This is a genomic window from Streptomyces fungicidicus (genome assembly GCF_003665435.1).
GTDB lineage: Bacteria > Actinomycetota > Actinomycetes > Streptomycetales > Streptomycetaceae > Streptomyces > Streptomyces fungicidicus.
Map to the genome: position 1 here is coordinate 1,896,919 of NZ_CP023407.1, position 19,565 is coordinate 1,916,483.

Sequence of the window (19,565 nt, forward strand, 5' to 3'; positions counted from 1 at the left end):
CGGAGGGCTGGTCGGATGCGACGGACGCGGATCGAGAAACCACGACGGCCTGCCAGGACCCGCCGGTACGCGGACGAGGCGTACGGGCTCACCGAGTCCCTCGACCCGCGCGACCCCGACATCGTGCGCGCCAAGCGGCTGCGCACCCGTGCGGCGGACCGGGACGGAACAGGCGCGGCCTGAGGGCCGGTACGCGCCGCTGTCGGGCCTCAGGTGTTGTCGGGACTTGGCCGACACGCTTCAATGCGGGGGAACTCGGGGCCCTGAACGACGGTGTTCGGATGTGAAGATTCCGCCGCGCCGGCCGGGGGGCGGCTCCGGGGTGACCCGCGCGAACGGCCTGACCAGCCGTTGTGGACTTCACAGAGAGGCCCCTGCATGCCGCACGCCACACCGCACGCGGACGTCGCCACCGCGGAACTGGACTCGGCCCTGCGCGGTGGCCCCTTCCACGTAGCCCTGCGGGCCGCGATCGCCGCGCGCGGGCTGCCGCTGCAGCGGGTGCAGCACCATCTGTCGCGGCACGGTGTGAAGGTCGGTGTCACCAGTCTGAGTTACTGGCAGCAGGGCGCCCGCCGTCCGCAGCGCCCGGAGTCGCTGCGCGCCGTACGGGCGCTGGAGGAGATACTCCAGCTGCCGGAGGAGTCCCTGATCCGGCTGCTCGCCGAGTCGGACGAGCGCGCGGCCGGCCGGTGCTCCCCGGGGCGGTCCTACCGCTCCCTGGTCGAGGCCTCGGGCGTACGGGAACGGCTGCTGGCCGAGATCGGCGCGCCGCGCGACGGCGGGCTGCACACCCTGGGGCACCACGAGCGGGTACGGATCGGGGCGCGCCGCGAGCTGGCGGAGCGCGAGTCGCACCACATCGTGCGCGCCCACCGGGACGGCGTGGACCGCCATGTGGCCGTCCACCACGGCGACCCCGGCTCCGCGCCGGAGCGGATGACCGTGCACGCGCTGGAGAACTGCCGGACCGGGCGCGTCCGTTGGCACCGGGACACCGGGGTGCTGGCGGCCGAGCTGCTCTTCGACACCCGGCTGCGGGCCGGCGACACGTTCCTCTTCCGCTACGCCGTCGAGGACGGCACGGCCGGGGTGTCGCGCGAGTACGTGCACGGGGCGGACTCCCCCGGCGGCCAGTACGCGCTCCAGGTCCGCTTCGACCCCGGAGCGCTCCCGGTGCGCTGCCGGCGCTTCACCCAGCATTCGCCGGCGGCGCCGCGCGGGGGCCACCAGGACCTGGCGGTCAGCGGGCGGTACCGCTCGGTGCACCTGGTGGAGCCGCGGCTGCGGTCGGGCTACGTGGGGATCGCCTGGGACTGGGAGTGACCCCGGTCAGACCTGCGGGCCGGCGACCAGCGTGCCGTTCTTCACCTCGACGGTCAGCGGCTTCAGGGGGGCCACGGCCGGCTCGCGCAGCACCTTGCCGGTGGTGGCGTCGAACTCGCTGCCGTGACAGGGGCAGACCAGCTTCGTGCCGTCGAGCTTGTTGATCGGGCACCCCGCGTGCGTGCAGACGGTGTTGTACGCCTTGAGCGTGCCGTCCCCGCTCCGGCTGACCACGACGTTGTGGTCCGGGTACAGCTTCGCGCCGTCCTCGGCGACCTCGCTCTCCGGCCCGAGCTCGACGGGCTCGGTCAGCGGGGCGGCGGAGTCGTCCGTGGTCCCTCCGCACGCGGTGAGACCCAGCCCGGCGACGGGGGTGAGGGCCACGCCCCGCAGGACGGTGCGACGGCTCGCGGCAGGTCGGGCAGACATGTGTGCTCCACGGGGGGAACGGCGACGAACAGGGTCCACCGGGGACGATACCGGGACCGACCACACCAACAGCGACCGGGTGCACCCGTTTCCCCTCCCGCGCGTAAACGATTGCGCAAGCGTTTACGCGCCGCCCCGCATGGGATACCGTCCCCACCCAGTACGGGACGGCGACCGGGGAGAGCCACGATGGCGACCATGGCGGATGTGGCACGCAGCGCCGGTGTCTCGGTCGCCACCGTCTCCCACGTGCTGAACGGCACCCGCCCGGTCCTGCCGCACACCCGCCGGGCCGTCCTGGACGCCGTCGAGGAGCTCGGCTACACCCCGAACACCCTCGCCCGGTCCCTCGTGACGTCCCGCACCCGCACGATCGGGCTGGCGGTGTCCGCCCTCAGCAACCCGTACTTCACGGAGATCCTGCAGGGCGTCGAGGCCGCCGCCCTGGAACACGGCTACAGCCTCCTCATCGCCGATCCGCACGACGACCCCCAGCACGAGCGCAAGGTCGTACAACTGCTGCACGAGCGCCGTGTCGAAGGCATGATCGTCGCGCCCTCCGCCCGGCCGCGGGAGCTGCTCGCCTACCTCGGGCGCCACCGGGTGCCGGCGGTGTTCCTGGACCGGCTGGTCGACCCGCCCGGGAACGGCGGGGGGCCGCGCTTCGACCAGGTCTGCGCGCAGAGCACGGAACCGACGGCCCGCCTGGTGACCCATCTCGCCGGTCTCGGTCACCGTCGGATCGGCCTGGTCGCGGGGCGGCCGGGGCTCAGCACCACCGCCGAGCGGATCACCGGGTACCGGCACGGCCTGGCGGCCGCCGGACTGCCCTACGACGAGCGGCTCCTGGTGCACGGCGACTCCGAGTCGGCGGGCGCGCAACGGGCCACCGCCGGCCTGCTGGCCCCCGGTTCGCGGCCCACCGCGCTGGTCACCGCCAACAACGCCATGACGATCGGCGCGCTGCGCGCCCTGCGGGAGCGCGGTCTGTCCGTGCCCGGGGACCTCGCGCTGTGCTGCTTCGACGACTTCGCCTGGGCGGACCTGTTCTCGCCCCGCCTCACGGCGATCGCCCAGCCCAGCAGGGACATCGGCGCCCGGGCAGTGCGGGTGCTCCTGGACCGCCTCGCCGAGCCGGACCGTCCCGCGCGTACCGAACGCCTGCCCTGCGCGTTCGTGCACCGCACGTCCTGCGGCTGCCCGGAGGAACCGCGGCCGCCGGAGGACCCCTCCCCCTCAGCCCGAGAACCCGAGGAAAGGAACCCCTCGTGATCGTCGTAGCCGGTGAGGCACTGATCGACCTGGTACCGCGCGGCGCGGGGGCGCTCGCGGCGCTGACGCCGGCGCTCGGCGGCGGCCCGTTCAACACGGCGGTGGCGCTGGGCCGCCTCGGCTCGCCCGCCGCCTTCTGCTCGCGGGTCTCCCGAGACGCCTTCGGTGAGGCGCTGCTGGACCGGCTGCGGGAGACCGGTGTCGACGTGGCGTCGGTGCAGCGCGGCGACGAGCCGACGACACTGGCCGTCGCCACGCTCGGCACGGACGGCTCGGCGGCGTACTCCTTCTACGTGGAGGGGACCGCGGACCGGCTGTTCACCGCCCCCGGGGCGCTGCCGGCCGGTACCCGCGCGGTGTCGTTCGGGACCTGTTCGCTGGTGCTGGAGCCGGGCGCGAGCGTGTACGAGGAGCTGATGCGCACCGCCTCCGCGCGGGGCGTGTTCACGGCGCTGGACCCCAACATCCGGGCGGGTCTCGTCCCGGACGCGGACGCCTACCGGGCCCGGTTCCGGAGCTGGCTGCCGTCGGTGTCGCTGCTGAAGCTGTCCGCGGAGGACGCCGCGTGGCTCGGCGGCTCCCCGAAGGAGTGGCTGGCCGCCGGCCCCGCGGCGGTCGTGGTCACCCGGGGCGGGGAGGGGCTGACGGTGTTCACCCGCGACGGCGGCGAGTACGCGGTGCCGGGTGAGCGGGTCGAGGTGGTGGACACGATCGGCGCCGGGGACACGGTGAACGCGGCGCTGCTGCACGGGCTCGCGGCCCGGGACGCGCTCAGTGACGCGGGGGTGGCCGCGCTGGACGCCGGGGGCTGGGCGGACCTGCTCGGGTTCGCGGCGCGCGCGGCGGCGATCACCTGTTCCCGCGCGGGCGCGCAGCCGCCGTACGCGCGGGAACTGGAGCCGGAGGGCGTCTGACGCACGCACGCGCCGTGCCGCGGGTCTCCCCCGCGGCACGGCGCGTGCCGGTGCGTGCCGGTCAGGCCTTGGTCGCCCGCGTCGTCTTCTTCGCGGGGGCCTTGGTGGCCTTGGTGGCCGCCTTCTTGGCGGTGGTGCCGCCGACCGCCTTGGTGGCGGTCTTCCTGGCGCCGGTCCTGGCGGCGGCCGTCTTCTTCGCGGCCGTCCTGCGCGGGGCCCGCACCTCGGCGGCGTCGCTGATCCGCTCCGCGCCCAGGATGTCCTGCAGGAACTTCCCGGTGTGGCTGGCCGGCACGGCGGCGATCTGCTCCGGGGTGCCCTCCGCGACGACCAGGCCGCCGCCCGCGCCGCCCTCGGGACCCATGTCGACGACCCAGTCCGCCGTCTTGATCACGTCGAGGTTGTGCTCGATGACGATGACCGTGTTGCCCTTCTCGACCAGGCCGGACAGGACCTTCAGCAGCTTGCTGATGTCCTCGAAGTGCAGACCGGTGGTCGGCTCGTCCAGGACGTAGACCGTGCGGCCGGTGGAGCGCTTCTGCAGCTCGCTCGCGAGCTTCACGCGCTGCGCCTCACCGCCGGACAGGGTGGTCGCGGCCTGACCGAGCCGGACGTACCCGAGTCCGACGTCGTTGAGCGTCGTGAGGTGGCGGGAGATGCCCGGGACCGCCTCGAAGAAGTTCATGGCCTCTTCGATCGGCATGTTGAGGACGTCGGCGATGGACTTGCCCTTGTAGTGGACCTCCAGGGTCTCCCGGTTGTAGCGGGCGCCGTGGCAGACCTCGCACGGGACGTACACGTCCGGGAGGAAGTTCATCTCGATCTTGATCGTGCCGTCGCCCGCGCAGTTCTCGCAGCGGCCGCCCTTGACGTTGAAGGAGAAGCGGCCGGGCATGTAGCCGCGGACCTTCGCCTCCGTCGTCTCGGCGAACAGCTTGCGGACGTGGTCGAAGACACCGGTGTACGTCGCCGGGTTGGAGCGCGGGGTGCGGCCGATGGGCGACTGGTCGACGTGGACGACCTTGTCGACGAGGTCGTCGCCGTCCACCCGGGTGTGCCGTCCGGGCACGCTGCGGGCGCCGTTCAGCTCGCGGGCCAGGTGGGTGTACAGGATGTCGTTGACCAGCGTGGACTTGCCGGAGCCGGACACACCGGTGACCGCGGTGAACACGCCCAGCGGGAAGGACACGTCGATGTCCTGGAGGTTGTTCTCGCGGGCGCCGTGCACCGTGAGCCGGCGCGACGGGTCGTGCGGGCGGCGGATGTCGGGCAGCGGGATGGCCTTCTTGCCGGCCAGGTACTGGCCGGTCTGCGACTCGGCGTTGGCGAGCAGCTCCTTGAGGGAGCCGCTGTGCACGACCTTGCCGCCGTGCTCCCCGGCGCCGGGGCCGATGTCGACGATCCAGTCGGCGACCTTAATGGTGTCCTCGTCGTGCTCGACGACGATGAGCGTGTTGCCCATGTCGCGCAGCCGGACCAGGGTCTCGATCAGCCGGTGGTTGTCGCGCTGGTGCAGCCCGATGGACGGCTCGTCGAGGACGTAGAGCACGCCGACGAGTCCGGAGCCGATCTGGGTGGCCAGGCGGATGCGCTGGGCCTCGCCGCCGGAGAGCGTGCCCGCCGCGCGGTTCAGGGAGAGGTAGTCCAGGCCGACGTCGACCAGGAACCGCAGCCGCTCGTTGACCTCCTTGAGCACGCGCTCGGCGATCTTCTTGTCGCGGGCGGTGAGCCTCAGCTCGCCCAGGAAGTCGGCGCAGTCGCTGATGGACATCGCCGAGACCTCGGCGATGGACTTGTCCATGACGGTGACGGCGAGCACGACCGGCTTGAGCCGGGTGCCCTCGCACGTGGGGCAGGGCACCTCTCGCATGTAGCCCTCGAAGCGCTCCCGGCCGGCGTCGCTCTCGGCCTCGCTGTGCCGGCGCTTGACGAAGGGGACGGCGCCCTCGAAGGCGGTGGTGTAGCGGCGCTCCCGGCCGTAGCGGTTGCGGTAGCGGACCTCGACCTGGGTCTTGTGGCCGTACAGCAGGGCCTTCCTGGCGCGCTGCGGCAGTCCCGCGAAGGGGATGTCGGTGCGGAAGCCCAGGGCGTCGGCGAGGGCGCCGATCAGACGGTCGAAGTAGTCCTTGGTGTGGCCGTGCGACCAGGGGTGGATGGCGCCCTCGTCGAGCGTCTTGTCCGGGTCCGGGACGATCAGCTCGGGGTCGACCTCCATGCGCGTGCCGATGCCGGTGCACTCGGGGCAGGCGCCGAAGGGCGAGTTGAAGGAGAAGGAGCGGGGCTCCAGCTCCTCGAAGGACAGGTCGTCGTACGGGCAGTACAGGTGCTCGGAGAACATGCGCTCGCGCTCGGGGTCGTCCTCGGGGAGGTCGACGAAGTCGAGCACCACCATGCCGCCGGACAGCCCGAGGGCGGTCTCCACGGAGTCGGTCAGGCGGCGCTTGGCGCCGTCCTTGACCGTGAGGCGGTCGACGACCACCTCGATGGTGTGCTTCTCCTGCTTCTTCAGGGTGGGCGGGCTGGAGAGCTGGACGGTCTCGCCGTCCACCCGCGCGCGGGAGTAGCCCTTGGTCTGGAGGTCGGAGAAGAGGTCGACGAACTCGCCCTTGCGCTCGCGCACCAGCGGCGAGAGCACCTGGAAGCGGCTCCCCTCCGGGAGCTCCAGGACCCTGTCGACGATGGCCTGCGGCGACTGGCGGGAGATCGGCCGGGAGCACTCGGGGCAGTGCGGCTTGCCGATGCGCGCGAAGAGCAGACGCAGGTAGTCGTAGACCTCGGTGATGGTGCCGACCGTGGAGCGCGGGTTGCGGGAGGTCGACTTCTGGTCGATGGAGACCGCCGGGGACAGGCCCTCGATGAAGTCGACGTCCGGCTTGTCCATCTGGCCGAGGAACTGCCGGGCGTACGAGGAGAGCGACTCCACGTAGCGCCGCTGGCCCTCGGCGAAGATCGTGTCGAAGGCCAGTGAGGACTTGCCCGACCCCGACAGGCCCGTGAAGACGATGAGCGAGTCGCGCGGGAGATCGAGCGAGACGTTCTTGAGGTTGTGCTCGCGCGCTCCACGGACGATGAGACGGTCGGCCACGCCGGTCCGCACCTTTCTTGAGAGAAGTGACAGGGGCGGGGCCCCCGTCTTTCTCAGACTAGGGGGAGCCACTGACAACGCCGGTTCGGATTCACGGGTTGTCAACAAACCCCGGCTCTCCAGCATGCCCGACGCCGCTCCCGAGCTTATAGCACGTGCATTCGATTTAGGGTCGTGCTTCACCACCTTCACCCGAAGGTGGGACGGGGCTAGGGTCAGCACCATGATTGATCACGCTGATGACCTGGCGTCTGTACAAGCAGCGACCGAACGGCTGCTCAGCGCGGCCGCCGCACTGGACAACGCGGCTGTGACCCAGTCGTCACGGCTTCCCGGCTGGACCCGCGGCCATGTGCTCGCCCACCTGGCCCGCAACGCGGACGCCCTGGTGAACGTCCTGGAGGGCCGCCCCATGTACGCGTCCGCCGAGGCGCGGGACGCCGACATCGAGCGGGACGCGCCGCGCCCCCTCGACGCGCACCTCGCCGACGTGCGGGAGAGCGCCGAGCGCTTCCGTGCGGCGGGCGCGGCCCCGGCGGACTGGTCGCGCGAGGTGGAACTGCGCAACGGGGTCACGGACCGGGCGGAGCGGGTGCCGTTCCGGCGCTGGGTGGAGGTGGCGCTGCACCACGTGGACCTGGGGATCGGCTACGAGCTGGAGGACCTGCCGGCGGACTTCACGGAGCGGGAGATCGCCTTCCTGGCGGCACGGTTCGACGGGCACCGGGACGTGCCGCCGACCGCCCTGGCCACCGAGGACGGCAGGACCTGGACCACCGGCGGCGGGGCGGACGGCGGTCCGGTCGCGGTCGGCGGGACGGCCGCCGACCTGCTCGGCTGGCTGGCCGGCCGCCGGGACGGCGCCGCCCTGACCGTGAAGGGCGGCGCCCTCCCGTCGCTTCCGCCGCTCTAGGGGACGGCACGACCGGCGGCGCTTCCCCCTATAGGCTGACGGCCATGACGTACAGCGGTCGGGTGACGGTCGGCGGCCCAGCCGACGTGCACGAACTCAAGGACCTGATGATCACCAAGATCGCGGTCGGCCCCATGGACAACAACGCCTATCTGCTGCGTTGCCGGGCCACCGACGAGCAGGTGCTGATCGACGCGGCCAACGACGCGGAGGCCCTGCTGGGGACGATCGGTGACGACGGCATCGCGTCCGTCGTCACCACCCACCGGCACGGCGACCACTGGCAGGCGCTCGCCGCGGTCGTCGCCGCCACCGGCGCCCGGACCCTCGCGGGCCGGGAGGACGCCGAGGGCATCCCGGTGCCGACGGACGTGCCGGTCGACGACGGCGACATCGTCCGCGTCGGCCGGGTGGAACTCACCGCCCGCCGTCTGGTCGGACACACCCCCGGCTCGATCGCCCTCGTCTACGACGACCCCCACGGGCACCCGCACGTGTTCACCGGGGACTGTCTGTTCCCGGGCGGTGTGGGCAACACCCACAAGGACCCGGAGGCGTTCGCGAGCCTGATCCATGACGTCGAGACCAAGATCTTCGACGTGCTGCCGGACGAGACCTGGGTGTACCCCGGCCACGGCGACGACACCACCCTGGGCGCCGAGCGCCCGCATCTGCCGGAGTGGCGCGCGCGGGGCTGGTGACGGGGCCTACGCCTCGGCCAGTCCCGGTCCGGCCAGCGCCGCGATCCGCTCCACCGCGAACACGTATCCCTGCACGCCGCACCCCGCGATGACGCCGTCGGCGCGCAGGGAGACGTAGGAGTGGTGCCGGAAGGACTCGCGCCGGTGGATGTTGGAGATGTGGACCTCCACCACGGGCAGCCCGTCACAGGTGTGGAGGGCGTCGAGGATCGCCACGGACGTGTGCGAGTAGGCGCCGGGGTTGATGACGATCCCGCAGTGGCTGAGGCGCGCCTCGTGGATCCAGTCCACCAGTTGGCCCTCGTGGTTGGACTGCCGCAGGTCCACGGTGCCGCCCCGCGCCGCGGCCGCCTTGGCGCACATCGCCTCCACGTCGGCGAGCGTGTCGGAGCCGTAGATCTCCGGCTGGCGCTGTCCCAGCAGGTTCAGGTTGGGGCCGTTGAGGATCATGATGGGGGCGCTGGCCAGGTTGCGGGGCACGGTTCCTCCGGTCCGTCGGGGTGACGCGGCTCCCACCGGAGCCGCTGCTCGGACCCGGTCTATCACGGTGTGCAGTACGGCCGTTCGGCGCCGGGCGCGTCGACCCCGGGACGCCGGTCACGCGCGCGGGAGAACGGCCGTGCCCGGGGCCCCGTCGTCTCCGACGCGGACCCCGGGCACACGGGTACGGAAATCCGTCCTACGGGTTGAGCGCCAGCTCCAGATAGGCGGCGAGCAGCACCAGGTGCACGCCTCCCTGGAGCGGTGTGGCGCGTCCGGGAACGACGGTCAGCGCGCCCACCACCATGGTCAGGGCGAGCAGCACCAGATGGGTGTTGCCGAGGCCGAGGACGAGCGGGCCGGTGAGCCAGAGGGACGCCAGCGCGACGGCCGGGATGGTCAGGCCGATGCTCGCCATGGCCGAGCCGAGCGCCAGGTTCATGCTGGTCTGCACCTGGTTGCGGCGCGCGGCGCGCACCGCGGCGATGGTCTCCGGGAGGAGGACCAGCAGGGCGATGACCACACCGACCACGGAGTGCGGCAGCCCGGCCGCTTCCACGCCGGACTCGATCGTGGGCGAGACCCCTTTGGCCAGGCCGACCACTCCGATCAGGGCCAGGCCCAGCAGCCCGAGACTGATCAGGGCGACGCGCGTGGTGGGGGCCTCCGCGTGCTCCTCCACCGGGCTGGCCTTCTCGCTCTGTTTGACGATCGGCAGGAAGTAGTCGCGATGTCGCACCGTCTGCGTCGCCACGAAGAGGGCGTAGAGGATCAGCGAGGAGACCGCCGCGAACGTGAGCTGCACGGTGGAGAACTCCGGACCCGGCTTGCTCGTGGTGAACGTCGGGAGCACGAGGCTGAGGGTCGCCAGCGTCGCGACGGTGGCGAGGGCGGCGCCGGTGCCCTCCGAATTGAAGACCGCCGTGCCGTGACGCAGTGATCCCACCAGCAGACTCAGTCCGAGGATGCCGTTGACGGTGATCATCACGGCCGCGAACACGGTGTCTCTGGCGAGCGTCGCGCTCTTGTCCCCGCCGTCGATCATCAGCGTGACGATCAGCGCCACCTCGATGACGGTGACGGCGACCGCCAGCACCAGGGAGCCGAACGGCTCACCGACCCGGTGGGCGACCACCTCCGCGTGGTGCACTGCGGCCAGCACGGCGCCCGCGAGGACCAGGGTCACCACCGCGACGATCCAGCCGGGCAGTTCACGTCCCCAGGTCAGGACCAGCAGGACTACGGCGAACACCGGCACCAGGGTTGTCCACTGGGCCGCGAGCCTGAGCCGAGCGGTCATGTGGTGATCGTCGCAGACGCGAAGCGGCACCGCACCTTACCGAGGCCCTCGGACCACCGGCCGATTCCAGGAGGCGCGGGGGGTGTCACCGCCGTGCGGCGCACCCCTCCGCTCCGCGATCCTGATCGTCTCGGGGTCATCATGGTCACGCATGGCCTCCTCGTACGAGTCGTATGGGCCCGGCGCCGCCGCGCGGCGCCGGGGTGGAACATGCCGCACCGGAAGCGGTGGCCGGCGAGGTGCCGACCGCCGCTCCCGGTGCCGGTGCTCCGGTGTCCGACAGGGTCAGACGTCTATGTCCTGCTTCTGGGGGTTCCCCTCCGGGCCCCCGCCCGCCTCGGCCTCCGCCTGCTTCCGGGAGGCCCGGAGGCTGGTGATCGTGGTGACGATCAGGACCGAGCAGATCACGCCCAGCGAGACCGGGATGCTGATCTCGGGAACGTGTACCCCGGACTCGTGCAGTGCGTGGAGCACCAGCTTCACGCCGATGAAGCCCAGGATGATCGACAGGCCGTAGGACAGGTGGACCAGCTTCTTCAGCAGGCCGCCGATGAGGAAGTACAGCTGCCTGAGGCCCATCAGCGCGAACGCGTTCGCCGTGAACACGATGTACGGGTCCTGCGTCAGGCCGAAGATCGCGGGGATCGAGTCGAGCGCGAAGAGGACGTCCGTGGTGCCGATGGCGAGCATCACGACGAGCATCGGGGTCATGACCCGCTTGCCGTTCTCCTCGATCCACAGCTTGGTGCCGTGGTACCGGTCGGCCACGCCGAAGCGGCGCTCGGCGGCCTTGAGCAGCTTGTTCTCCTCGAACTCCTCGTCCTCCTCGTCGGCCCGGGCCTCCTGGATGAGCTTCCAGGCGGTCCAGATCAGGAAGGCGCCGAAGAGGTAGAACACCCACGAGAAGTTGGCGATGATCGCGGCCCCGGCGGCGATGAAGATCGTGCGCAGCACCAGGGCGACGAGCACACCGACGAGGAGCACCCGCTGCTGGTACTGCGACGGCACCGCGAACTTCGCCATGATCAGGACGAAGACGAAGAGGTTGTCGACGCTCAGCGACTTCTCGGTGATGTAGCCGGCGAAGAACTCACCGGCGGGCTGGCCACCGCCGAAGACCAGCAGGCCGAGCCCGAAGAGCGCGGCCAGGACGATCCAGACGATGGTCCAGATCCCGGCTTCCTTGATGGAAACGTCGTGCGGTTTGCGGCCGATGAAGAAGTCGACCGCGATGAGGGCGCTCAGGCCCAAGATCGTCAGGACCCATAGGGTCACGGAAACATCCACTGCGCCTCCGGCAGATACGTCACAGGGCAAATGTCAGCGTCGTCGCTGCCGGAGGTCTCTTCCACCCGGACCTCCGGCGCTCTACTGCGCCCGGACGGTCCTTGGGCCGACGCCCCGGGATCTGGCCTGATCCGTATTGACGGGGTCGCCGCACAGACAGGGAGTACTCCCCTCCGTGCGGTCAAAGATACCCAATCACCAAGGATTGGTAAAGGCTCAAGTAAAGGAAGTTACAAAGCCGCAGGTCGCGGGGCTTTGCACAGCCTTGATCAAGAGGGGTGCGGGCGTCACCTGTTCCATGAGCGGCGGGCCGCGGCGACCTGGGTGAGCACCTGGTCGAGGATCTGGCTGCCCGGCGGGACGACCGGCGGCTCGTACGTCCAGGCGTGGCCGACCCATGGGTCGGCCAGATGGTCGTCGGGCACGGGCGTCAGCCGCAGCAGCGCCCGCCACAGCGGGTCGAGGAGCGGGCCGTAGCCCGCGGACTCACCGCGGTCGGCGACCATCATCAGATGGACCCCGACGGACGGTCCCTCGTCGGCGAGATAGCGCAGCTGGTTGACGGCGCGGTCGTCGAAGCCGTGCGGGAAGTCGTTGACGATCAACAGCTGCTGGGAGGTGTCGAAGCCGGGCGGCAGCGCGTCCGGGGCGCCTCCGCGCAGCGCCATCTGCACCAGGTCGACCCGCTGGGTGAGCCTGCCCAGTACGTCCGTCACACCCGCGGCGCCCTGGGCCGGCGGGGCCGCCAGCACGCCGGTCCGCGTCAGCGGCGCCAGCGCCTGTGCCCCGGATCCGGCCGGATCGATGACGTGCACGGTGAACTCGCCCGCCGGGTAGACGGCGAGCAGCCGCGCCGCGTGCGCCACCGCCGTCTCCATCGCGAGGCGCCGCATGTCGTGGGAGTCGGTGAACGTCCCGTCGACCGAGTCGGTGCGTCCGCTGTCGATCCACAGCCCGCGCTCCAGCGGCAGCCGGAGCAGCATCGGGATGCGGATCCGGTCGGCCTCGGGCAGCCGGAGGTCGCCCAGGCGCAGCGCCATGGGTATCTCCATGGGCACCCGGTAGGCGTGCCAGGCGGGGTTGTCCCAGCGGGCGAACGCCGGGGGCAGGGCGGGCTCGACGACGTCGGCCTCGGCGACGAGCTGGGCGAGGTCCCGGTCGAGGGCCTCGCGCGCCTGGGCGACCAGCTGGGCGTGCCGGGCCCGGGCTGCCTCGCGGGCCGCGTCGCCCTGGCCGCCGATCCGGCTGCGCGGGTCGGACAGAGCCTGCTCGAGCTCCTTGTCCATCCGTGACTCGGCGAAGTCGGCGGCGCTGCGGTAGGCGGCGGTGGTGCGGGCCAGGTCCTCGAACATGCCCCACACCTGGTTGTACAGCCGCTCCTCCATCGACCAGCCGGTCGCGTCGCCCGCGACGGGCTGGGCCGGCTGTCCGGGCCGCGCCGGCGGCGCGGTGGGCGGGGGCGGCGGCGGGGCGGATGTCTGCCGGCGCGGGTGGCTGTAGTCGATCGGGCCGCCCGGGGTCGTGGACGGGTCCGCGGCGCCGCCCGCGCCGTACGACGGCTGCGGTCCGGTCTGTCCCGGGCCGCCGCCCGGCTGCCCGCCGTACGACGGGGGTACGGCGCCGGGGGCGCCCTGCGGTGCGGCGCCGCCCTGGTCGGGGCCGACCGCGGGGGCGGCCGGCTGGCGGGAGCGGTCGCCGTCGGCGGTGCGGGGCGGGGGCGCCTGCACGGAGCGGGCGAGGCCCCGCGCGACCGCCTCGTTGATGCTGCCCGCGAGCGGGACGGCCTCGGGCAGGCCCTGGTCGGTGAGGAGTTCGGCCAGCCCGCCGGCGTAGCCCTGGCCGACGGCGCGCACCTTCCAGGCGCCCTGCCGCCGGTAGAGCTCCAGGGCGACGACGGCCGTCTCGGCCTCCAGGCCGGTGATGGTGTAGCTGGCGACCTCGTCGCCGTCCAGGCCGGTGACGGCGACGAAGGGGGCCGCGACGGCGCCGAACCGGGCGGGTCCCGGGCCGCCGTCCGGGACGGGCAGGGCGAGCAGCACACTGACGCGGTGGACCGCGTCCGTCATGGCATCCAGGTCCACCGCGAGACGGTGGTCGGCTGCCGCCTGACGCGACACCTCCAGACCGGGCTGGGTGGGTGCGCCCGGGTGGGCCACCCACTCCACTCCGTGGATCCGGCCGGTCTCGTCACCGAGCGCGGCCGCGGCCACGACCGGCGTGCCGGCCGAGACCCGGATCTCCAGACGGGACTGGGAAAGCGGGTGGTTCTGTCCCCGCACCAGCTCGGCCGTCATCGCCTTCGTCCCCCCGTGTCGCGTGTGTGGCTGCGCAGATCGCCGTCGGTGCCTAGAGAACCGGCAGGATCGCCGGCATCAGGTCCTGGAAGGTGCGGCCGTTGGCCGGGTTGCCGAGGGCCGTCATCGTCCAGCCCGAACCCGAGCGGTGCACCTTGGCCATGATCTGGGCCGTGTAGGCCCCGCCGCCGGCCAGCGTGTAGCGGGCGAGCTCCTGGCCGTTGGTCTCGTCGACGAGGCGGCAGAACGCGTTCTGCACCTCCTGGAAGGTCTGGCCCGTGAAGGAGTTCACGGTGAAGACGATCTGGTCGATGTGGACCGGGACCCGGGAGAGGTCGACGAGGACGGCCTCGTCGTCGCCGCCCTGGCCGACACCGCCGACGAGGTTGTCGCCGGTGTGGCGCACGGAGCCGTCGTCGCTCACCAGGTGACGGAAGAAGACGACGTCGACCGGCTGCTTGTCGGCGAACAGGACGGCGGAGGCGTCCAGGTCGATCTCGCGGGTGCGCGAGCCGAACAGGCCACGACGGGGAGCCGCCTGCCAGCCGAGACCCATGCGCACGGCGGTCAGGCTGCCTCCGTCGTTCTTCTGCAGACTGATGGCCTGACCCTTGGTCATGTTGACGGTCACGCGCTGATTCCCCTCTCGAACTGTCCCCTGTTGCCGCGCGATCGCGGTTGACCAGAACCCTACGCAGGGGCACTGACAGTGACGTACCCAGGGCCGCACTTTGTGTCGTTCTTGCAACACACCGTGCGCGGCCGTCAGGAGAGACCGGCCTCCTGCATCTGCCGCAGCTCCTTCTTCATCTCGGACACCTCGTCGCGCAGCCGGGCCGCGATCTCGAACTGGAGGTCCGCGGCGGCGGTCCGCATCCGCGCGGTGAGCTCCTCGATCTGCTCGGTGAGCTCGGCGGCGGGGCGGTCGGTCGGCACGGTCTCGGCGGCCCTGCCCTTGGCGCTCTTCGCTCCCTTGGCCGCCTTGCCGCCGAGGGAGGGGACGGGCGCCTTGGTACCGCCGCCGTCCTTCTTGGCCTGGCGGTAGCCGGAGCCGAGCAGCTGCTCGGTGTCGATGTCCTCGCGGGCGATCTGCGCCACGATGTCGTTGATCTTCTTGCGCAGCGGCTGCGGGTCGATGCCGTTCGCCGTGTTGTACGCGACCTGCTTCTCCCGGCGGCGGTTGGTCTCGTCGATGGCCTTCTCCATCGCCGGGGTGATCTTGTCGGCGTACATGTGCACCTGGCCGGAGACGTTGCGCGCCGCGCGGCCGATGGTCTGGATCAGGGAGGTGCCGGAGCGCAGGAAGCCCTCCTTGTCGGCGTCGAGGATGGCCACCAGGGACACCTCGGGCAGGTCGAGCCCCTCCCGCAGCAGGTTGATGCCAACGAGGACGTCGTACTCGCCGCTGCGCAGCTCCCGCAGCAGCTCCACCCGGCGCAGGGTGTCGACGTCGCTGTGCAGGTAGCGCACCTGGATGCCGAGTTCCAGGAAGTAGTCGGTGAGGTCCTCGGCCATCTTCTTGGTGAGGGTGGTGACCAGGACGCGTTCGTCCTTCTCCACGCGGGTGCGGATCTCGTGCACCAGGTCGTCGATCTGGCCCTCGGTGGGCTTGACCACGACCTCGGGGTCGACGAGGCCGGTGGGCCGGATGATCTGCTCGACGACGCCGTCCGAGCGGGACAGCTCGTACTGGCCGGGGGTGGCGGACAGGTAGACGGTCTGGCCGACGCGCTCCTGGAACTCCTCCCACTTCAGCGGCCGGTTGTCGAGCGCCGAGGGGAGCCGGAAGCCGTGGTCGACGAGGGTGCGCTTGCGGGAGGCGTCGCCCTCGTACATGGCGCCGATCTGCGGCACGGTGACGTGCGACTCGTCGATGACGAGGAGGAAGTCGTCCGGGAAGTAGTCGAGCAGGGTGTTCGGCGGGGAGCCGGGCGAGCGGCCGTCGAAGTGCATCGAGTAGTTCTCCACGCCGGAGCAGGAGCCGATCTGGCGGAGCATCTCGATGTCGTACGTGGTGCGCATCCGCAGGCGCTGGGCCTCCAGCAGCTTGCCCTGCTTCTCCAGGTCGGTCAGGCGCTCGCCGAGTTCCTTCTCGATGTCGTTGACCGCGCGCTCCAGGCGCTCGGGGCCGGCGACGTAGTGCGAGGCGGGGAAGATGTACAGCTGCTGGTCGTCGCTGATGATCTCGCCGGTGAGCGGGTGGAGCGTGGACAGCGCCTCGATCTCGTCGCCGAACATCTCGATGCGGACGGCGAGCTCCTCGTAGACCGGGAAGATCTCGATGGTGTCGCCGCGGACGCGGAAGGTGCCACGGGTGAACGCCATGTCGTTGCGCGTGTACTGGATGTCGACGAAGCGGCGCAGCAGCTCGTCCCGGTCGAACTCGTCGCCGACGCGGAGGGGGACCATGCGGTCCACGTACTCCTGCGGCGTGCCCAGGCCGTAGATGCAGGAGACGGAGGCGACCACGACGACGTCGCGGCGGGTGAGCAGCGAGTTGGTCGCCGAGTGGCGCAGCCGCTCGACCTCCTCGTTGATCGAGGAGTCCTTCTCGATGTAGGTGTCCGACTGCGGGACGTACGCCTCGGGCTGGTAGTAGTCGTAGTACGAGACGAAGTACTCGACGGCGTTGTTCGGCAGGAGCTCGCGGAACTCGTTGGCCAGCTGGGCGGCGAGCGTCTTGTTCGGCGCCATGACCAGGGTGGGGCGCTGGAGTTTCTCGATCATCCACGCGGTGGTGGCGGACTTGCCGGTGCCGGTCGCGCCGAGCAGGACGACGTCCTTCTCGCCTGCTCCGATGCGCCGGGCGAGGTCGGCGATGGCCGTCGGCTGGTCGCCGTTGGGCTGGTAGGGGCTGACGACCTCGAAGGGCGCCACCGAGCGTTCGATCTGGGAAACGGGCCGCATGTCATCCACCGTACGACCCCCCACTGACAACGGGCGGTGATCAGCGGCGCTGCGGGGTCCGGGATCGGCGCTCCACCGGCCCGCGGGCCCGCAGCCGGGAGCGGGCCGGGCGGTGGTGGGCCGGCGAGTGGGCGGGGACGCCGGGCTTGTGCTCGGCGGGGGGCGCGACGGTTCCGCCCGCGACGATCAGCGGGTCGAAGATCACCACGACGCCCGCGAGGACGAGGAGCGCGAGCGGGCCGGCCATCATCGGTCCGAGCAGGGCGGCCGCGGACTCCCCCACGGCGGGCTCGGCCGTGCCGTGGACGTGGACGTCGAGGGCGGCCATGCCGGTGTAGTGCATCCCGGTGACCGCCAGTCCCATGACGAGGCTGGCTCCCACGCTCCACAGGAAGCCCTTCACCTGTCCGGCCGCCCACAGGGCCGCGCTGGCGGCCGCCATGGCGATGACCACGGACGCGGCGACGGTGAGGCCGTCGTACTCCAGGCGTCCGTCGAGGCTCATCCCGGCCATGCCGAGGTAGTGCATCGAGGCGATGCCGAGGCCGGTGATGGTGCCCCCGGTGAACAGCGCGGTCCCGGAGGCGCCCCGGTAGCCGACGATGAAGATCCCGACGCCCACCATGACGACGGCGACGGCCAGGCTCGCGAACGTCATGGCCCGGTCGTAGTGGATCGGTGTGCCCTCGATGCTGAAGCCCGTCATGGCGACGAAGTGCATCGTCCATATGCCGGAGCCGATGGCGGCGGAGCCGAGGGCGAGCCAGCCGGGCCGCCAGCTGCGGGACATCCGCATGGCTCTGGTGGTGCAGCGCAGGCCCAGGGCGCCTCCGAGGCAGGCCATGAGGAAGGCCACCAGTGGTGTGACCAGGCCGTAGCTGAATCCGTCGACCGTGCTCTGCATGCGCGGCTGCCCTTCCGCCTGTTCGTCCCACAACGTACTGAAATGAGCCCCCTCCCAGGGCCGCGACGGCGGTCCGGGTGACGCAGAGAGTATGACCCCACCGGAATGGTCGAACGACTTTCCGGCAAAGAAACACGTCCTTGCCCCAGGTGTGTGGCACCAGTGTGCGGAGTTCGGGCAACCCCGTTCAATCTGTGGCCATCCCGCACCCGTCTCGCGTTGACCGTCTGCTGTCACAGTTGAGCTCAATGTGATCGTTCGACGCGAGGAGTACGCATGCACGCACGCGCTGTCGCCGCATCGACCACCGCGCTCCTGGGGACCGCCGCCCTCCTGCTCCCGCTCTCCCCCGCGCGGGCCGCCGAGAGCTCCGCGCCGCCCCTGGTGATAGCCCACCGGGGCGCGTCCGCGTACGCCCCCGAGAACACCCTGGCCGCCGTCGACAGGGCGGCCGAACTCGGCGCGGACTGGGTGGAGAACGACGTCCAGCGGACCAGGGACGGTGAACTCGTCGTCCTGCACGACGACAGCCTCCAGCGCACCACGGACGCCGAGCAGGTCTTCCCCGACCGGGCGCCGTGGAAGGTGAAGGACTTCACCGCCGCGGAGATAGCCCGGCTGGACGCGGGCAGCTGGTTCGACCCCGCGTACGCGGGCGCGCGCGTGCCGACGCTGGAACAGTACGTGCGCCGTGTCGAACTGCACGGCCAGAAGCTGCTGCTGGAGATCAAGAACCCTCAGCTGTACCCCGGCATCGAGGGCGAGATCATCAAGGTGCTGGGCAACGAGGGCTGGCTGGACCGCGGGCACGTGGGGCAGCGGCTGGTCGTGCAGAGCTTCAGCGCGGACAGCGTACGGACGGTCCACGATCTGCGGCCCGCGGTGAAGACGGGGTTCCTGGGCACGCCGCCGGTGTCGGACCTGCCCGCGTACGCGGCCTTCACCGACCAGATCAACCCCTCGTACGGTTCCCTCTCCTCCGGTTACGTCGCCGCCGTGCACGCCTTCAAGGGACCGCACGGCAAGCCGCTGGAGGTGTGCACCTGGACCGTGAACGACGCGGCGGCCGCCCGGCGGGTCGCCGGGTACGGGGTCGACGGGATCATCACCAACACGCCCGACGTGGTGCGGGACGCGGTGGGCGGCTGAGGCTTCCGCCCGCGTTGTCAGTGGCGGGCCGTACGGTGAGGCGCATGGACAGCCATGGGCAGTACGAGCAGCGGGTGGTGTGGGCCGTCGTCGGCACCGGCATCGGCCCGCTGCTGCTGGCCGCGACCCGCGAGGGCCTGGTCAACGTCGTCTTCCACGCCACGGACGAGGTGCGCGACGGCGCGCTGGAGCGGCTGGCGTCCCGGCTGGGCGCCGAACCGGTGGAGGACCCCGCCTCGCCGCTGCTGGCGGAGGCGATACGCCAGGTGGAGGCGTACTTCGCCGGCGAGCGGCACGGCTTCGAGCTGCCTCTGGACTGGTCGCTGATATCGGGCTTCAACCGCGAGGTGCTGCGGGAGCTGGCCTCCGGGGTGCCCTTCGGCACGGTCGTCGGGTACGGCGATCTGGCGGGCCGGGTCGGCCAGCCCGGCGCCGCGCAGGCCGTGGGCATGGCGATGGGCGCCAATCCGCTGCCGGTGGTCGTGCCGTGCCACCGGGTCGTGGAGAGCGGCGGCGGCATCGGCGGCTTCGGAGGCGGCCTGGAGACCAAGCGCCGCCTCCTGGCCCTGGAGGGCGTCCTCCCCGAGCCCCTGTTCTAGGACGC

General features: G+C 71.5%; 17 protein-coding genes. 8 read left to right on the plus strand and 9 right to left on the minus strand.

Annotation, left to right across the window (positions count from 1 at the left end):
• The first annotated feature begins 15 nt into the window (after positions 1–15).
• Together CNQ36_RS34620 and CNQ36_RS08590 are read left to right on the plus strand one after the other, a co-directional pair.
• A complete protein-coding gene (locus CNQ36_RS34620) occupies positions 16–183 on the plus strand; it encodes a hypothetical protein (RefSeq protein ID WP_163013219.1) in 168 nt (55 codons plus the stop codon).
• Between the two features lie 195 nt (positions 184–378).
• Positions 379–1,326: a hypothetical protein gene (locus CNQ36_RS08590; protein WP_121545544.1), complete on the plus strand. Its 948-nt coding sequence runs from the start codon at positions 379–381 to the stop codon at positions 1,324–1,326.
• Positions 1,327–1,332: 6 nt separating this feature from the next.
• On the opposite strand, the gene CNQ36_RS08595 is transcribed toward CNQ36_RS08590, so the two are convergent.
• Positions 1,333–1,755, minus strand: coding sequence for a Rieske (2Fe-2S) protein (locus CNQ36_RS08595; protein WP_121545545.1), 423 nt, complete (start codon positions 1,753–1,755; stop codon positions 1,333–1,335).
• A 189-nt stretch (positions 1,756–1,944) separates the two neighbouring features.
• On the opposite strand from CNQ36_RS08595, the gene CNQ36_RS08600 reads away from it, so the two are divergent.
• Both CNQ36_RS08600 and CNQ36_RS08605 read left to right on the plus strand, forming a co-directional pair.
• Complete coding sequence (locus CNQ36_RS08600) at positions 1,945–3,027, plus strand: LacI family DNA-binding transcriptional regulator (RefSeq protein WP_121545546.1); 1,083 nt, start codon at positions 1,945–1,947, stop codon at positions 3,025–3,027.
• A complete protein-coding gene (locus tag CNQ36_RS08605; RefSeq protein WP_121545547.1) occupies positions 3,024–3,941 on the plus strand; it encodes a carbohydrate kinase family protein in 918 nt (305 codons plus the stop codon). The genes CNQ36_RS08600 and CNQ36_RS08605 overlap by 4 nt, the downstream gene beginning before the upstream one ends.
• 61 nt (positions 3,942–4,002) lie before the next feature.
• Here CNQ36_RS08605 and uvrA read toward each other — a convergent pair whose 3' ends face one another.
• Entirely contained in the window at positions 4,003–7,026 is a 3,024-nt protein-coding gene (gene uvrA / locus CNQ36_RS08610; protein ID WP_121545548.1) for an excinuclease ABC subunit UvrA, read from the minus strand.
• Positions 7,027–7,249: 223 nt separating this feature from the next.
• On the opposite strand from uvrA, the gene CNQ36_RS08615 reads away from it, so the two are divergent.
• On the plus strand, positions 7,250–7,939 hold the full coding sequence (locus tag CNQ36_RS08615) for a maleylpyruvate isomerase family mycothiol-dependent enzyme (RefSeq protein ID WP_121545549.1): 690 nt from the start codon (positions 7,250–7,252) through the stop codon (positions 7,937–7,939).
• 44 nt (positions 7,940–7,983) lie between these two features.
• Positions 7,984–8,640 carry an MBL fold metallo-hydrolase gene (locus CNQ36_RS08620; RefSeq protein WP_004932655.1) on the plus strand — a complete coding sequence of 219 codons (657 nt, stop codon included), beginning with the start codon at positions 7,984–7,986 and terminating at the stop codon, positions 8,638–8,640.
• 6 nt (positions 8,641–8,646) lie between these two features.
• Here the strand turns inward: CNQ36_RS08620 and aroQ are convergent, their stop codons facing one another.
• The 7 genes from aroQ to CNQ36_RS08655 form a co-directional block, all read right to left on the minus strand.
• On the minus strand, positions 8,647–9,120 hold the full coding sequence (gene aroQ, locus CNQ36_RS08625; RefSeq protein WP_121545550.1) for a type II 3-dehydroquinate dehydratase: 474 nt from the start codon (positions 9,118–9,120) through the stop codon (positions 8,647–8,649).
• Positions 9,121–9,319: 199 nt separating this feature from the next.
• Complete coding sequence (locus tag CNQ36_RS08630) at positions 9,320–10,420, minus strand: calcium:cation antiporter (RefSeq protein ID WP_121545551.1); 1,101 nt, start codon at positions 10,418–10,420, stop codon at positions 9,320–9,322.
• Positions 10,421–10,705: 285 nt separating this feature from the next.
• Positions 10,706–11,707 (minus strand): TerC/Alx family metal homeostasis membrane protein, encoded by a 1,002-nt coding sequence (locus CNQ36_RS08635; protein ID WP_121545552.1) that lies wholly within the window; start codon positions 11,705–11,707, stop codon positions 10,706–10,708.
• A 287-nt stretch (positions 11,708–11,994) separates the two neighbouring features.
• A complete protein-coding gene (locus CNQ36_RS08640; protein ID WP_121545553.1) occupies positions 11,995–14,001 on the minus strand; it encodes a TerD family protein in 2,007 nt (668 codons plus the stop codon).
• A gap of 52 nt (positions 14,002–14,053) precedes the next feature.
• On the minus strand, positions 14,054–14,632 hold the full coding sequence (locus CNQ36_RS08645; RefSeq protein WP_004932642.1) for a TerD family protein: 579 nt from the start codon (positions 14,630–14,632) through the stop codon (positions 14,054–14,056).
• Between the two features lie 134 nt (positions 14,633–14,766).
• Positions 14,767–16,908: an excinuclease ABC subunit UvrB gene (gene uvrB, locus CNQ36_RS08650; RefSeq protein ID WP_121545554.1), complete on the minus strand. Its 2,142-nt coding sequence runs from the start codon at positions 16,906–16,908 to the stop codon at positions 14,767–14,769.
• Positions 16,909–16,948: 40 nt separating this feature from the next.
• Complete coding sequence (locus CNQ36_RS08655; RefSeq protein ID WP_121545555.1) at positions 16,949–17,812, minus strand: MHYT domain-containing protein; 864 nt, start codon at positions 17,810–17,812, stop codon at positions 16,949–16,951.
• Between the two features lie 276 nt (positions 17,813–18,088).
• Between CNQ36_RS08655 and CNQ36_RS08660 the strand changes: the two genes are divergently transcribed.
• Together CNQ36_RS08660 and CNQ36_RS08665 are read left to right on the plus strand one after the other, a co-directional pair.
• On the plus strand, positions 18,089–18,961 hold the full coding sequence (locus tag CNQ36_RS08660; protein ID WP_004932636.1) for a glycerophosphodiester phosphodiesterase: 873 nt from the start codon (positions 18,089–18,091) through the stop codon (positions 18,959–18,961).
• Between the two features lie 44 nt (positions 18,962–19,005).
• Complete coding sequence (locus tag CNQ36_RS08665) at positions 19,006–19,560, plus strand: methylated-DNA--[protein]-cysteine S-methyltransferase (protein WP_121545556.1); 555 nt, start codon at positions 19,006–19,008, stop codon at positions 19,558–19,560.
• Positions 19,561–19,565 lie beyond the last annotated feature (5 nt).